Source organism: Cohnella sp., from assembly GCF_041640265.1.
Lineage (GTDB): Bacteria > Bacillota > Bacilli > Paenibacillales > Paenibacillaceae > Cohnella.
Genome location: NZ_JBEQAP010000005.1, coordinates 166396 through 182142 on the forward strand (window position 1 = coordinate 166396; position 15747 = coordinate 182142).

The 15747-nt window shown below is 46.4% G+C and carries 16 protein-coding genes; 12 read left to right on the forward strand and 4 right to left on the reverse strand.

Going from position 1 to position 15747, the window contains the following annotated elements; translation table 11 throughout:
• Positions 1-95: 95 nt before the first annotated feature.
• Positions 96-251: a hypothetical protein gene (locus ACESLK_RS06370; protein WP_372663627.1), complete on the forward strand. Its 156-nt coding sequence runs from the start codon at positions 96-98 to the stop codon at positions 249-251.
• 291 nt (positions 252-542) lie between these two features.
• Here the strand turns inward: ACESLK_RS06370 and ACESLK_RS06375 are convergent, their stop codons facing one another.
• Together ACESLK_RS06375 and ACESLK_RS06380 are read right to left on the reverse strand one after the other, a co-directional pair.
• The gene (locus ACESLK_RS06375; protein WP_372663629.1) at positions 543-683 is read right to left on the reverse strand and encodes a DUF4023 family protein; all 141 of its coding nucleotides are present in this window, start codon (positions 681-683) and stop codon (positions 543-545) included.
• Positions 684-752: 69 nt separating this feature from the next.
• The gene (locus ACESLK_RS06380) at positions 753-1325 is read right to left on the reverse strand and encodes a CBO0543 family protein (protein ID WP_372663631.1); all 573 of its coding nucleotides are present in this window, start codon (positions 1323-1325) and stop codon (positions 753-755) included.
• A 141-nt stretch (positions 1326-1466) separates the two neighbouring features.
• On the opposite strand from ACESLK_RS06380, the gene ACESLK_RS06385 reads away from it, so the two are divergent.
• On the forward strand, positions 1467-2591 hold the full coding sequence (locus ACESLK_RS06385; RefSeq protein ID WP_372663633.1) for a DUF3900 domain-containing protein: 1125 nt from the start codon (positions 1467-1469) through the stop codon (positions 2589-2591).
• A 17-nt stretch (positions 2592-2608) separates the two neighbouring features.
• Positions 2609-4864: an alpha/beta hydrolase gene (locus ACESLK_RS06390; protein ID WP_372663635.1), complete on the forward strand. Its 2256-nt coding sequence runs from the start codon at positions 2609-2611 to the stop codon at positions 4862-4864.
• A gap of 47 nt (positions 4865-4911) precedes the next feature.
• Here ACESLK_RS06390 and ACESLK_RS06395 read toward each other — a convergent pair whose 3' ends face one another.
• Positions 4912-5373 (reverse strand): GNAT family N-acetyltransferase, encoded by a 462-nt coding sequence (locus ACESLK_RS06395; RefSeq protein WP_372663637.1) that lies wholly within the window; start codon positions 5371-5373, stop codon positions 4912-4914.
• A gap of 133 nt (positions 5374-5506) precedes the next feature.
• Between ACESLK_RS06395 and ACESLK_RS06400 the strand changes: the two genes are divergently transcribed.
• Both ACESLK_RS06400 and ACESLK_RS06405 read left to right on the forward strand, forming a co-directional pair.
• Entirely contained in the window at positions 5507-5848 is a 342-nt protein-coding gene (locus ACESLK_RS06400; protein WP_372663639.1) for a hypothetical protein, read from the forward strand.
• A gap of 100 nt (positions 5849-5948) precedes the next feature.
• Positions 5949-7274, forward strand: a complete 1326-nt coding sequence (locus ACESLK_RS06405; RefSeq protein WP_372663641.1) for a hemolysin family protein — start codon at positions 5949-5951, stop codon at positions 7272-7274.
• 61 nt (positions 7275-7335) lie between these two features.
• Here ACESLK_RS06405 and iolG read toward each other — a convergent pair whose 3' ends face one another.
• A complete protein-coding gene (iolG, locus tag ACESLK_RS06410; RefSeq protein WP_372663643.1) occupies positions 7336-8361 on the reverse strand; it encodes an inositol 2-dehydrogenase in 1026 nt (341 codons plus the stop codon).
• Between the two features lie 390 nt (positions 8362-8751).
• Between iolG and ACESLK_RS06415 the strand changes: the two genes are divergently transcribed.
• The 7 genes from ACESLK_RS06415 to ACESLK_RS06445 all read left to right on the forward strand — a co-directional run bounded on the left by ACESLK_RS06415 (position 8752) and on the right by ACESLK_RS06445 (position 15696).
• Positions 8752-9852 (forward strand): fatty acid desaturase family protein, encoded by a 1101-nt coding sequence (locus tag ACESLK_RS06415; protein WP_372663645.1) that lies wholly within the window; start codon positions 8752-8754, stop codon positions 9850-9852.
• Between the two features lie 42 nt (positions 9853-9894).
• The gene (locus tag ACESLK_RS06420) at positions 9895-10212 is read left to right on the forward strand and encodes a MocE family 2Fe-2S type ferredoxin (protein ID WP_372663647.1); all 318 of its coding nucleotides are present in this window, start codon (positions 9895-9897) and stop codon (positions 10210-10212) included.
• Between the two features lie 12 nt (positions 10213-10224).
• Positions 10225-11460 (forward strand): NAD(P)/FAD-dependent oxidoreductase, encoded by a 1236-nt coding sequence (locus ACESLK_RS06425; RefSeq protein WP_372663649.1) that lies wholly within the window; start codon positions 10225-10227, stop codon positions 11458-11460.
• Between the two features lie 46 nt (positions 11461-11506).
• Positions 11507-12382 carry a helix-turn-helix domain-containing protein gene (locus tag ACESLK_RS06430; RefSeq protein WP_372663651.1) on the forward strand — a complete coding sequence of 292 codons (876 nt, stop codon included), beginning with the start codon at positions 11507-11509 and terminating at the stop codon, positions 12380-12382.
• Positions 12383-12388: 6 nt separating this feature from the next.
• On the forward strand, positions 12389-13195 hold the full coding sequence (locus ACESLK_RS06435; protein WP_372663653.1) for a sugar phosphate isomerase/epimerase family protein: 807 nt from the start codon (positions 12389-12391) through the stop codon (positions 13193-13195).
• A 141-nt stretch (positions 13196-13336) separates the two neighbouring features.
• Positions 13337-14341, forward strand: a complete 1005-nt coding sequence (locus tag ACESLK_RS06440; protein WP_372663655.1) for a LacI family DNA-binding transcriptional regulator — start codon at positions 13337-13339, stop codon at positions 14339-14341.
• A 344-nt stretch (positions 14342-14685) separates the two neighbouring features.
• The gene (locus ACESLK_RS06445) at positions 14686-15696 is read left to right on the forward strand and encodes a sugar ABC transporter substrate-binding protein (protein WP_372663657.1); all 1011 of its coding nucleotides are present in this window, start codon (positions 14686-14688) and stop codon (positions 15694-15696) included.
• Positions 15697-15747: the final 51 nt, after the last annotated feature.

Sequence of the window (15747 nt, forward strand, 5' to 3'; positions counted from 1 at the left end):
ATTACCTTTTTCTAGCAATATCAACTTCAGCCGATACCATGTCCAATAGATTGGCATATCCTTTAGTAGGAATGAATAGGAAGGGGGCTTTAATGGTGACACGGACCCGAACGAAAGTCTATCAGCGCCGAATCAGCAATAAACGCTACCATGTCCTTAATATTATTCAAACGGTGATAGCAAGAGCTGCAAAAGGCAAAGCCAAGGCGAAAATTAGACTTACGATTTTCCTGCCTTCCGGCCGTCGATAAAAGCGCATCATCCGTCGCAGAATTACTCTACGAGGGAGGTGAGGACAATGAGTAAGAAAAAAACCAAAAAAACCACTTTTATCATACAAAAAGTAACAGCTATAACTTTTATTGGAAACGCCAATCCCACACTTACAGCCACTATTCGAATTAAGAAATAAATAGATCTATCAGTCACCTCGCCCCGCATACGACGAAAGGCGATAGGATTTCACTCAAGTCCATGAAAAAAGAAGCAGGCTGCTCACCTTATAGAATGAGGAGGCCTGCTTTCTCATGTTACCTGTATCTTTACTTGTTGGTGCTATGCTGCTTGCCAGGCAGCTTGGTGCCAGGTTGTTCTTCGTTCTGCAATTTCTTGTTCCTCTTAGCCTTTTTCTGCGTATCATGAACTTTTTCTACGAATTCATGCGTGTTTTCTGTACTGTCCATCTTAGAAAAGCAGCCTCCTTTATTGTTAATGGAGTGATAGCGTACATACTATTCCCAGATAGATGGTTTTTAATAATGGCAACCCTTCTTGAGGTCGTCAAAATCTTTTCTTGTACAAATAAAGTGTGCACTTAAATAAATAACGATATAAATGGGTAACGAATAAATGAATTTCCAGTTCTCTGTATGGTATAAACCAATCCAAGTAAAGAACGGTTCCGCTACAAAAGCAGAAAGGATTCCGAAAATAACCGCCTTTAGGAATGGACTAACATTAGGCTTAAATTGTAGAAGAAACATTATAGTTACGGGCATTAGCGTAAAATCCCAAGGTTCATATGAAGGTATTGTTGGGAGAACATCGTAATGATAATGCCAGAAATCAAATGAAGATCCTACGGAATCCAACCATGAAGAAATGAGCATTACAAACATTCCCGATGTCATTAAACGCCATGTGCTTTCCTTTTTTCTATAAATAATCCAAAGAACCCATGGTGCTATACATAAAAATAATGCAACCCACCATTGCCAAGTGAAAAGCACGTGCTCCATATAAATGCGAGTCATGTGTTCATTTGCTTTTTCAACAAGGTTATATGCGTCGTCCATTTTCCTATCAATTGTTGCATTGTTTTTCAAAATTTTAATATCTCCTTAAATGAATTTTTGATTATAATTTGTAAAACAACGAGCAATTATTCGAAAGGTTGTCGATCGATAACATACCTGATAATATTCGATTAGGCTAAAGAATTGATATAAGCCAACGGGGAGCCGCACATGAAATTCGCCATTCAATGTTTATCCTTTTTCGTCATACAGTCTGAAGGAACAGATCCGGATTCGCCTAAGAAGTACAAGCATTACCAAACGCTAACGCACGAAGAATACCAAGACAGCGAGCTCAAGTCGTTTCTTGACTCCGAATTTAAGCGGATAGCCAAGCGTAAAGCGGAAATCAATCCGGCTTATGAGCAAGTGCCTACGAAAATCGGACGGTTTATCGTAGAGCCAGGCCACGAGCTGACAAGCAATCCGAACTACAACTTATTCCAGCGTCTAAGAACAGCGGCTAATCCGGAGGAATTCCACAACTTCAGCGATGATCTGCTGCGCATTTATATGGATACCAATGGAGTCAGAGGCGGAGCCTTCATCTTAGCTTTAGCCAAGCTGAATGAGCTTTACGATGAGCCGTTTCTGTTCTTGCTCAAATGTGACTTCGAATCGAAGATCGCCCGGGTTTCTGATGAGAAAAGCCTGATCTCTCATGTGGATATGGCGATTAACGCCCGAAACATCAAGTCCATTCAATATCCGCATATGCCGGAGGAGGGGATGCTTGAGGAGTGGGAGCTTAAGATTCATCAGGCTTCCCATGCCCGTTATTTCGAAGACTTCCTTAAGTATGTTACCTATGAGAAGTCGAAGCCGGAGATCGTAACGGACCAAGTGATGGAGATGGTGCACGAGTACATGGAGACGAAGTGGCAGGCGCCTCCAGATGCTCCTGAGCCCGAGACGGTTCATCATGAAGCAAAGCTGCAGGAGAAGCAGCAGTTCGATGTATGGGCGGCTGGCGAGAAACGGGAGCTTCAGGAGAAGTGGACCCATGAGCATGTCATGGAGGCAGCGACCCGGATTGTGGAGGTACAGCCGGAGCTGGAACTGAAATTTAAGCTGGACGATGTGTCGGTGAAGGGCCAGATGGCCGACTACGGACAGAACATTCATATTGCCCGCCTGAATGGGCGGTATGTTGTGATAATCGAAGGCGATTCCTTCCAGTTCGATAAGGGTGTTTCGCCGATTGAGCTTCTTCATCCGGAGGAGCTCGAGGATGTATTGCGTCGCGTAGGGCAAGGCAGCCGCAGATCGGAAATCGATGAGTACCCGGAAAACTGAATACTGAGGCGAAATCTATGAACCTTGAATATATTAAATTAAGCAAAAGTGAAAGGTTATCCATATGGCTCAGGCAACGTTTGTCTGGCACGTTTGCTCTGGATACTTGGCTTTGGAGATATGCTGTTATTACGCTGTGGTTGGTGAGTTGCTCGGCGGTTGCCATCTCTGCGATGGGGATGCCTACGGGGTTCGGAACCTTGTTCGACATTGTAACCGGTCTAGCGCTGAATACGATCGCCATGGCATTATTCTCTGGGGGCGCAGCTGCTCTATTAACTATCGTTGGGTTAAGAATTCCTCGATTCACAGCGGGCAGCTTACTCTATGTGGGCGTGCTTGCTTATTTTATCTTTTATTTCTCCGAGTTTGGCATGATCGGCTCGGTTATTTTCTGTGTCCTATTGGTCCTATTCGCTTTGGCTATCGGCCTTGTGATAGGTTTGATCGCGGGTAATTGGGGAAGAAGATACGTGAAGATCATGTCGGTTGTGTTAGCTGGAGGGGTTGTCCTGAGCATTATTTATACATGGTCTGGGGCCTCCTTATCCATCTCCGGACTATCGAATTCGGATACTGTTAGCGTGAATCAATCCGATCAAGGAGACGTTGCCGTCTTAGCGGCGAATCTTTCCGATCCGTCCGTTGCAGGATCGTATCTCTTCAACTCTTACACCTATGGAAGCGGTCAGGATCGGCATCGCCATGAATACGGCGCTCAGACGGATTTCGTATCCCAATCGGTCGATGCCTCAACGTATATTAACGATTGGCCATGGCTCCGCAGCAAGTTCTGGGGTTTCGATGAAACCGAGCTTCCGCTTAATGGAAGGGTATGGATGCCGGAGGGCGAAGGTCCATTTCCACTTGTGCTGATGGTGCACGGCAATCATCTGATGGAGAAGTTCTCGGACGAGGGCTATGGTTATTTGGGCGAGCTGCTGGCTAGTCGTGGAATTGCGGCGATTTCAATTGACGAAAACTTTCTTAATTACTCGGTATGGACGGGCATTCCGGATGAGGATATGAAGGTCCGCGCATGGCTCCTGCTGAAGCATATACAGCAAATTCAGGATTTCGCGCAGCAAGAGGGATCGCTTTTTTACGATAAAATTAATTTTCAGCAGCTTGCTTTACTCGGGCATTCCCGAGGAGGTCAAGCTGCGGTGATGGCGGCGGATAGAGATCGTTGTTTCAAGGGAGATGACGGGTTACCTGAGACGGTTAGTTATGCCGTCCAAGCCATTATCGCGCTAGCGCCTACAGATACAACTGTTGATAAAAAGCAAACGCAGCTTAAGGGTATTTCCTATCTTACACTGCAGGGAGCCAAGGATTCCGATTTAGTCAACTTCTATGGTGACCGGCAGTATTGGAGAACTGCGGTTTCTGGGGATGCTAATGCGTTTAAGGCTTCCCTCTATATAGAGGATGCCAACCATAGCCAATTTAATACGGAATGGGGACAATCGGATCAGGCGTTTCCGGCCGGATTGTTCATTCGTCCCAAGGCCGTCCTTGAATCCAAACAGCAACGGCAGATAGCCAAAGTGTACGTAACCGCTTTTCTGGAAACTATATTTCACGATTATGAGTCATATGGCCGTTTATTTCGCGACTATCGAACCGGTCTAGACTTTCTTCCGGCGACACGTTATTTCAGCCAATATGAGAACGGGAGCTATCGTCGAATTGCTGATTTCGAGGGGGGGAATCGAGCTGATCTCTCTCCTGGCGTTATAGCCGAAGCGGTGGATTTAACGGACTGGAGACATGTCGAGGCCTTTGACCGGGAGGGCAAGGGGAAAGGTAATAAAGGTGTTGTTTTAGAATGGGCCGACAACGGATCTTATACGATTAATCTATCTCCCTCGCTCGTTACCGGCATTGGCCAAGAAGATATTATGGTTTTCTCGATGGCGAACTTAGAGCATGAACAGACGGAGGAGCAAGCAGATGCGGGGCTATGGATTGATATTGAGGTAGAAGATCGCTCGGGGACAGCTATAAGATTGCCGCTAAAACCATTTATGGAGGAGGGGCCTCCAGCCGCAACCGACTTTACTTGGCTGCCAGGGATGGAGTCCGTTTTGTCCGAAGGGAAGTACAAGGATTCTGACGAGACTGTATTTCAAACCTATGAGCTGCCCTTGGGCAGCTTCCATGCCGAGAATTCCAGATTCAATCCATCGCAATGGTCTAAGCTCACGTTCTACTTTGCCGGCGGTCCGGGGAAAATCATGATAGGTGATGCGGGAATAATGCCGGAATGAATGAAAACGGCAGATCGCTGCTGAAGATGCAACGACTACCGTTTTTCTCAATCTATAGTCTTCTCGAATACGATAACATTAAATCCATCAACGACCGTGGGGCCTTTTTCCGCATATCCGTTTTTCATGAATAGCTTGTGAGCTCCATGCTGGTTGGATAATGCATCTAGGTAAATTTGTTTAAAGCCGATTTCCGCGGCGCGTTTCTCAAGCAAGCCAAGGAGTAACTGTCCATAGCCTTTCTTCTGGTGGCTTGGGTGAACGCGGAGTCGCTTGATCTCAGCGGTATGCTGATCTAGCCTCTTCAGTCCGCCCATGGCGAGGATATTTCCCTTGTAATTAGTTCCCACTAGAAATTCTCCGCCATCTTGCATGTATTGCTCCTCTATATGGAAGATATCATTATAATGCTTATGCGTTGGCTCCACGCCAGCTTCCGAGATACATAATAAGTGTACCCTCCATACGTGTTCGTGATCTGCTGTGGAATAGCGTCTGACATGTATCATTTTATCCTCTCCTATCAATCCATCCTATGTTATATAAGTTAACACAACGAAGAATAAAAACCAATAATAAACCACATCAATCTGAAGCTAAGGTGTATATTATAATAATCTGATACTGAAGGGAGATACACCGATGGCATTGCAAAAAAAGCTGGTTATTAAAAGCGGGGTCGGAAGGGCGCTGCTGGATACCTCGAAGCTTGAATGTAAGTTTACTTTGGAACCTTCTGAGCGGGGTTGGAAAATCCAATTAGAGGGCGCGGGGGCTGAGCAGGCTGCTGTCCTGGAACGTTTGGTGCAAGAAATCCACTTCTTCTATTATGAGGACGACAAAGAACAGGACATACATAAGAAGTGGTGGTTAAGCGATCTTTCTTGTCCGATATTGTCTTATGACGTTCCCGGAGATTTGCTCACCATTGAAGTATCCCAGCGAGTAGGGTTTACCGTCGATAGCTCTGAGCATGGCAGATAATGTTGCAGATTGTTGAGAAAAGATTTTCTAGGGTATACAATTACAAAGAGATCTAAATAGCTGCCATAGAACGAAATCAGGAAGAAGAAGGAAGGTAACCATGTTAGTAAATTTGCTCTTGGTCGCGTTATTGATATTGTTAACTGCCTTTTTTGTGGCTACGGAGTTTGCAATTATCCGAATTCGTCCAAGCCGTGTCGACCAAATGGTCCTTGAAGGCAAGAAAAACTCAATTGCTGTGCAGAAGGTGACCTCCAATCTAGATGGTTATTTATCCGCATGCCAACTCGGTATTACGATCACGGCACTTGGACTTGGCTGGTTGGGTGAACCTACGGTTGAAGACATTCTTCATCCCTTATTTAGCCGATTAGAGATCGGAGAGAGCGTAAGCCATCTTCTTTCTTTCGGAATTGCATTTATCTCGATTACATACTTGCATGTTGTTTTAGGCGAGCTTGCTCCAAAAACATTAGCGATTCAGAAGGCGGAAGAAATCTCCGTTATAACGGCTCCTCTCATTATCTTCTTCTACAAAATCATGTACCCTTTTATTTGGTTGCTAAACGGTTCGGCGAACAAGCTCGTGAGGATATTCGGCATGAAGCCGGCCAGCGAACATGAAGAGGCACACTCCGAAGAAGAAATCCGCATCATCTTGTCCGAGAGCTACCAGAGCGGCAAGATTAATAAGACAGAGTACGGCTATGTGAATAAAATTTTTACCTTTGATCAGCTGTTAGCCCGTGAGATCATGGTGCCAAGAACGGATATGATCTGCTTATATGCAGACAACACACTAGAGGAAAACCTGGAAATCATCAAGCAAGAGCAATATACTCGGTTTCCCGTGGCACTAGAGAGTAAAGACAATATTATTGGTACGGTGAACACGAAGCAGTTTTTCCTCCGTTATGACAATAATCCTGACTTCGATTTCAAGTCGCTGTTATTGCCGGTTATGACGGTTCCAGAGGTTATCCCTGTGAAGTCCTTGCTGAAGAAGATGCAGCAGGAGCATGTGCACATTGCCTTGCTTATGGATGAGTACGGGGGCACGTCGGGACTTATTACCATAGAAGATATTCTGGAAGAAATCGTCGGAGAAATTCGTGATGAATTCGACCAAGACGAGAAGATTGAAATCGAAACCATAGGCGAAGACCACTATCTGGTAGATGGAATTCTATTGATAGATCAACTTAATAGCAGACTGGGTATTGAACTTGAGCATGAAGATGTGGACTCCATCGGAGGATGGCTATACAACATGCAGCCTGAGATAAGGGTTGGAGAGCCGTGGCAGTTCGGCGTGCTCACCTTTATCGTCCAAGAACGCGATAAGTATCGTATACGCAAGATCGAAATCATTAAGCGCAATAACGATCAGCTTGCGCTTGAGCAGAATGAGAAGACTGAAGTATAAGCTCGACCATAAAAATTAGAACTGCAGGTAAATCGGTTAATCGATTTGCCTGCAGTTTTCTTTAATCGAGGGACAATGTCGGATTAGATAGTAAAACCTTTCTCCCCGTCTCGAATGACTTTTTTGCGGATAGTGCAATTTCCAGCGCGATCTTCCCGTCCATTTCGTCCACTGACGGTTTTTCGTTGTTTCTGAGACAATCGATATAATGCTCAATTTCATTTAAGTAGGCATTTTTAAACCGCTCGGGAAACGCCGGAACTATATCATGAGTGCTTCCGCTTTTTGTTAAGATTTGAATGTCATGATGCCTTAGCGATCCTATTTGAATGCTGCCCTCGCTGCCAATGACTTCCCCCCGAATATCATAACCGTAAAATGCATTCCTGCTAGCTTCGATATCCGCCGCCGCACCGGAGTCGAAGGTTAAATAAGCGATGGCTTGGTCTACGTCATGGTACGGTTCCATAAAAGAATGAAACAATATGTTTCCATGCGCGGAGATGGAAGTTACTTCAGACCCCAACAAATACCTGGAAATATCATAATCATGGATAGACATATCCAGGAAGATGCCGCCGCTATTTTTAATAAATTCGGCAGGAGGAGAACCAGGATCGCGAGACACCCCTTTGAAATATAAAGGAGTACCAATATCCCCGGCTTGAATTCTGTTGTGAGCTTCCATATAAGCGCTGTCAAATCTTCTCATAAAGCCTACCTGACAAAAAATGTTGTTCTCTTTAATTGTTTGAATGACCTGAACGGCTTCCTGCAGGTCATGGGTAAGCGGTTTTTCAACAAAAATGTGTTTCTTGTGCTTTGCGGCTAGTTGAATCATTTCAGCGTGCGTGCTTGTAGGTGTTGCTATTATAACCGCATCGATTGTTGGATCCTCGAAAACTTCGTTAGGGTTCTTGGTTGATTTTCCAATATTCAATTCACGGGCAACCTTTTCGGCTTGTTTCTCGAAAGGGTCTGCAACATAAACTAGTGTTGCTCCTTTTACCCTTGTCGCTAAATTTTCGGCATGCCAATACCCAAGCCTCCCCAATCCAAGAACAGCACAGCGAATTTGCTCTTTCATTTCCTTCACCCCTGCAATTTTATTGAACTTGTGAAAATTATACTTTTGCTGAAATATCATATAGAGTATTATGTATGCGTTATCATCATTTAGAGGCAAGTTGGAAAAATAGTGATTCTCTTAATATTAACGTTGATCGCTCCCATTTGTCGATTAGTTTCAAAAAAGTTTATGGTCTATCGCCCCGCGCTTATCTTACCCCAATCAAGGGAACAGATGCTTCGATGTAAAACCCTCCCCGGCAATATCAATTTCAGACAAAATGTCGTCAATTGCAATCATTGTTATGCATGATGTAATTTTGTACGATTAATCTGAAAATGATAGTTACAGAATGCCGGAGGTGCCAATCCTCCTCAACCACAGCTAGGCTAAAGGAGGATAAAGAAGATGGCTGGCAAGAAAATAAGAAGGGATTACAGTATTACAGGTCCCGAGAATCAAAAGGCCCGCGAGAAGGGGTTGGTTGCAGCTGAATGGTACTCTACTCCGATTCCGCGTCAGCGGCTTAAGGAATTAATGAAAAGAAAAGATGAACCTGCCATACGTGACACGATCATCTGGTTCGGTTCACTCCTTATCCTTGGTTTCATTGGTTATAACACTTGGGGAACTTGGTGGGCGATTCCAGTGTTCGCGCTTTACGGGATTTTCTATGCGTCGCCAGCCGATTCAAGGTGGCATGAATGCGGTCATGGAACCGCTTTCAAGACGCCTTGGATGAATGAAGTCGTATACCAAATCGCTTCCTTCATGTTCCTTAGATCGGCAACGCCTTACCGTTGGAGTCATACTCGACATCACACCGATACCATAATTGTCGGCCGCGATCCGGAGATCGTAGCCGAGCGGCCTCCAATTTGGCGTATCATTTTAATGGAAATTTTCCACCTGTACGGCGGGCCTAAAGAAATAAGACGATATTTTATGCATGCCTTCGGGGTTCTCGATAGCCAAGAGAAGCAGTACATTCCGAAAACCGAATATCGCAAAGTATTTTGGGAATCACGTATTTACCTGCTCATTCTTGGCGGCATCGCCGCATGGTGTATATCTATCGGCAGCATTCTGCCTGCGATGTTTATTGGTCTTCCGTCCCTTTATGGAGCGCTCTTCGTTCTTTTGACAGGACTTTCCCAGCATCTGGGTTTGAGAGAAGATGTTCTGGATCATCGATTAAATACCCGGACTATCTATATGAATCCGATCATGCGGTTTCTGTACTGGAATATGAACTATCATATCGAGCATCACATGTTTCCAATGGTTCCTTATCATGCGCTTCCTGCGTTGCATAAAGAAATGAAAGGGGACTGTCCTGAAGTAAGTCCAAGTATGCCTCATGCGCTCAAAGAAGTGTTCTCCGTCCTGCGAAAACAGAAGCGAGACCCGTCTTTTGCCTTGGTTCGGCCTTTGCCAAGCACCGCGAATCCCTACAAGTTTGATTCGCAGACGGACAATGGGGTCAATCCGGATCGTAAGGAAGCCTAAATCAACTACTCTAATAGGAATCAACTTAGGAGGCCATTTATTATGGAAAATGAAATCTGGATCGAAGCTTGTGAAGCCGAGGAGATTGACGCTGAGGATGTTATGCGTTTTGACTACGGCGATCGAACCTTTGCCATCTACCGTACAGCAAAAAGCGAGTATTACGCGACTGACGGATATTGTACGCATGAGCGATTTCATTTGTCTAATGGCCTTGTGATGGGTAATGTCATTGAATGTCCCAAGCATAATGGACGGTTTGATGTAACGACCGGCGAGGCCAAGCGGGCTCCGGTATGCGTGGACCTTGTCACTTATCCGGTGAAGATTGAAACAGGCAAAGTTTTTATCCGCATTTAAGGAGGGGTCCTCGTGACGGAGAGAGGCATGGTCATTGTTGGTGCTGGGGAATCGGGGGCAAAAGCGGCTATAGAACTTCGGAATAAAGGATGGAGCGGACTCATCACGATAATTGGGGAGGAGAAGCTTGCTCCCTACGAACGCCCGCCTCTTTCAAAGCAGCTGTTAACCATGAAGGAAGAACCCAAGCCCGTATTCATTAATCAAGAAATAGCGGAACAGTATAATATCCGGTTGCTCACCGGTAAAAAGGCAGGACGGATCGATCGAAACACTCATACGATAAAGCTTGATGACGGGTCATCGGTGTCGTATGAACGTCTGTTGCTTGCCACCGGCGCGCGACCTCGGATCATGTCTTTAAATGATTCGGATCTTTCGAAGATGCTGTACCTTCGAACCTTTGCGGACACTTTGGCGCTTAGAAAAGGTCTTCTACTAGGCACGAAGGTGGCGGTAATAGGGGGCGGTTTCATCGGCTTAGAGGTTGCGGCAAGCGCAGTCGATCGAGGTTGCTCCGTTACCGTAGTTGAAGCGGCCCCTCGCATACTCATGCGCGGTGTACCCGAGGGCATTGCCCGATTGGTCGAAGCGCGGCACCTCGCTGCCGGCGTCGCCATGAAAGTCGGGATGGGTATTGATCGCATCCATATGGAAGGCGATCAACACGTCATCCTGTTTGCTGACGGCACCAAACTACTCTGCGACAGCATTGTAGTAGGTATCGGGGCCATCCCTGAGACCGCTCTTGCTTCTGAAAGCGGGCTTGACATCGAGAACGGTATTAAGGCGGACGAAAGACTGTCCACGAGTGATTCGGATATTTTTGCTGCCGGCGATTGCTGCTCCTTTCCGCATTCATTGTATGATGGCCGCCGCATTCGCCTGGAAGCTTGGCGCAATGCTCAGGAACAAGGGATGCATGCCGCAGGATCCATGTTGGGAGGGACAGATTCGTATTCCGTTATCCCGTGGTTCTGGTCTGATCAGTATGAGCAAACGCTTCAGGTTGTAGGGTTGCCCGATGCGGGGGAAGTAACGGTAAGCCGGGATTTAGGGGAAGCGGGACAACTCTTCTTTCATTTAAATAAGGAAGGCCGGATGATCGCTGCCAGCGGTTTTGGTCCATCAGCAGGAATTGCGAAAGAAATCCGTATTGCTGAGATGCTTATTGAGCGTGGGGCGACGCCAGTGCTTGAGCAACTGGCTCAACCGAATGTTAGGTTGAAGACATTTCTATCTGCTTAAGCATGATAATCAATAACTTCCTAAACGACTGATCTTGGAGGCCGCCATGACCTTGAACCCATGGGAAGACAATCGAATGCTCCTATCTGTAATAAGTGATGCGACTGCAGGAAATACCATTTACCCGCCCGGTGGACGATGGGGGCCGCGTTTGCAGCCGAACCTCCAGTTTTTTACTGTGCATACAGGCCATGTGACCATTCATATAGACGAACAAAGTTATTTCGTGCCGGCAGGGCATGCAGTTCTGCTGCATCCAGGTTGCAGGGAGGATTTCTACTTCGCCGAAAACATGGAAACCTGGCATCACTGGATTCACATCGAAATGGCGGATGATATGCTCGGACAAACCTGGAATCAGATAGGTTCGAAGCTGGAACTGTTGCCGAGAATGATTCCATTGTCAGATGCTATGAACCATTTGACAGATGTTCTGCAGACATTAACGCATAGCAATATGATTGATTCCCAAAGGGATCTTCGGTGCACTTTGGCGGTAGCCGCGATTCAGCTTTACCAGACAGAAAGTCAGAACGAACGTCTGGAGGCCGGAAAACATTCTTCGGTTATCAGGGCGAAATCCGAAATTCGCAAAAGATTCGAAGAATCGTTAAATCTAGACCAGATAGCGGACTTATCCGGTGTATCAAATGAGTACCTCATTCGGCTTTTTCGTCAATACGAGGGTGTTACTCCAATGCGTTATTTATGGATGGTGAGGGTAGAGCATGTGCTCGAGATGCTGCGAAGCACAGGGCTTTCCCTCGGGGAAATTGCGGACCGTACCGGCTTTAAGAGCGTCTATCATCTATCGCGGATGATCAAGAAATTTTCCGGGCAAACGCCGACGGATATTCGTCAAGGCAGCTGGAGCGGGCCGGCTAAAGTTCCGGCCCTCATGGATAAATTAGATGGGATGTGAATATCGATGAAATTAAAAGTGATAAAAGCGGCATGGGGAATGACGGGCACCTGGGACAGCCAGCTTCGCCAAATCGCCGAAGCGGGATACACGGGCGTGGAAACTCCGATGCCGTCTGCTGAGGATGAAGCTTTATTTAGAAACTTAATTGTGCAATATGGCCTGGACCTTGTCTTGCAAATTCATACGGAAGGTCCGGATCATGCCGCATCCTTCGAAATGAAAGCACGCCGAGCGGCAAGCTTCGAGCCTTTCCTTATAAACTCGCACAGCGGAAAGGATTCCATGCCATATGAGGAACAACTCGATTTCTTCCGGCGCTCAATCCGTTTGGAACAGGATCTCGGTGTGCCGATCGCGCATGAGACTCATCGCGGGAGAGCCACCTTTACACCATGGAGTACGGCCCGCTTACTTAGAGATCTGCCTGATTTAAAAATCGTAGCCGATTTCAGTCATTGGTGTAACGTATGCGAGTCTATGTTGCCAGACCAAGCCGACAATCTAGCGATTGCGATGGTGCATACCGTACATATTCACGGACGTGTAGGCTATGAACAGGGGCCGCAGGTGCCAGATTTTCGTGCGCCTGAATATGAGTATGCTCTTATCCAACATGAGAAATGGTGGGCCGAAATTTGCGAGCTGCATCAGGCTTCAGGCCGTTCTTTTGTTTCTTTTACTCCGGAATTCGGACCGCCTGGCTACATGCATACGCAACCGTTTACCAACCAGCCCGTGGTTGACTTATGGGACATATGCAGGGCAATGGGAGATCGATTCCGCGCTCAATTCGCAACAAAATATGAATAAATTCCGCCGGTCACTGTCATTCCTGCGGTAAACTTCCTTTTTCGTCATCGATTCATTCGACTTTTTCTCGTATAATGAGGAGGCAGGCATAAGCGCGGTATGGTGTTATGCTGATATCAGCTGCGGAAAAGAGTTGTCGATGTGAATCCTCCGACTATTTACGATGTGGCAAAGGCTGCCGGCGTCTCCACTGCCACAGTCTCCAAAGTGATAAACAATACGGGACGTATCAGTGAAAAGACAAAGGAAAAGATCAACCGGATCATTGAAGAGCTCAATTTCCGTCCCAATGTAATTGCTTCCGCGATGAAAGGGAAATCGACTTATCAAATCGCATTCCTTATTCCCGACGTCAGCAATCCGGTCTATGCGGAATACCTGAAGCAGATTGAAGAACGCGGACAGGAGCTTGGATACAACATCGTGATGTGTTCCACCGACGATCAAGCCGATAAGGAAGCCCGACATATAAACCTATTAAAACAGCGTCGTATAGATGGATTTATCATTGCTTCGAAATTTAAGAACGTAGCACTTCTCAAACAGCTGATTAGTGAAAAGTTTCCCGTTGTGCTCTTTGCTCACGAGCGTCCGGAGTTGTCAGTATCCAGTGTCACAGTCGATGATTACATCGGAGGTTATATGGCTGCCAGCCATCTTCTAGCTCTTGGCCATAGAAGAGTCGGTGTAATCGCCGAAGAATCTGTTAGCAGCAAAGAAAGAATTCGAGGCTACAAGAGTGCGCTGTCTGAGTCGGACATCACCGTAGAAGACCATCTCATAGTGATCAGCGGCCCTGCTGTTCTCGACGCGGAAATCGCTGCAGTGAAATTACTTGATCGCGAAGATAGACCCACTGCCATATTCGGCTGCAATGACCTTCTTGCTATTGGAGTCATGCAGGCATCAAGAGCGAGGGGAATACAAGTGCCGGAACAATTGTCGGTTATCGGGTTCGACGATACGCTGTTGTGTTCCATTGTCAGCCCTAAGCTCACCTCGATCTCTCAGCCCCTCCGGGAGTTAGGCAAAGAAGTGATGGATATGATGATCAGAAAGATTGAGCAGGATGAAGTGCCGAAGCAGCGTGTGCGAATGTTGCCGGAGATTTCAGTCAAGGAATCTACCGCAAGAATTCATGATTGATAAAAAAGCCCTTGGGGCTTTTTTTTATCTATGGATTTATAGTTTGAGGGTAACCGTTTAATCTATCAAAAAATGGATAAATCCATTGGTAAGGGGTTTTAAGGGGAAAATCGGTCAAAAGAGGTTAGGTATTCAGCATAAAAACGTAAGTTCATTAAAAAAAGGTATTGAAATATCCAGGAACCTGAAATATAATCTGTTCATAGGGTAACCGATTACCCTTACTATCTGATGAGCTTGACTACAACTTGGTATACAACAGCTTCAAAAGGAGGAAAAGATACTTCATTTTTTTTAGAAGAATGTTGTAAGCGTTACCATCAAATATTCTGGAGGTCAAACAAGTGAGAAAAAACAAGGTATGGGCATTGGTTCTTATGGTTACCATGATCGCGGCTTTGCTGGCTGGCTGCGGCTCGGACAAATCCGCGAATGCAGGCTCTAAAAGTACTGAAACAGCCAGCACGGCTGCCGGCGGAGAGAAAAAGACAATTAAAATCGGCGCTGCAATGCCGATCTACGACGACAAATGGCTGTCCTACCTGTACGACTCCATGAAACAGGCTGCAGTGGATAATAACGTTGAACTGATCATGGTAGACGCCAAGAACGACAACGGTACGCAATTGACCCAGATGGAGACGTTCGTCTCGCAGAAGGTCGATGCCATAATCCTGGTCCCCGTTCAAACCGAAGCCGTAGACCCTATGCTTGAGGCGGCTAAAGCGGCGAACATTCCGGTCGTCGTCGTAAACCGGAAGCCGAACGAATCCGCGCTGAAAGATATTTATGCTTATGTCGGTTCCGATTCGCTTGTCGCCGGCACGATTCAAATGGAGAAGGTCGCGGAATTACTCGGCGGTAAAGGCAATATCGGAATCATGAACGGTCAGCTTGGGCAAGAAGCGGTAGTCAATCGGACACAAGGCAATAAAGATGTACTCGCGAAGAATCCGGACATCAAGATCATCCGCGAAGCAACCGCCAACTGGTCGAGAGCGGAAGGTTTAACTCTGATGGAGAACTGGATCCAATCCGGCGAGAAGTTCGACGCGATCGTAGCCAACAACGATGAAATGGCGATCGGCGCTATCATGGCTCTAGAAGCTGCAGGTAAACTTGACCAGACGATTGTAGCCGGTGTCGACGGAACGATCGACGCGCTTGAATTCGTGAAGAGCGGCAAGCTCAAGGTAAGTGCTTTCCAAGATCCGATGGGTCAAGGCAAAGTCGGGCTTGAAACCGCAGTCAAAGCGGTGAACGGTGAAAAGCTTGAACCAAATATGATCGACGTTAAGTTTGAGGTAATTACTCCTGAGAATGTTGATGTGTTTTTCCAGAAGTGGGGCAAGTAAATCCGAACCTTCTTGCAGCGGAGCCGGGCAGAGATGCCTGGTTTCCGCTTT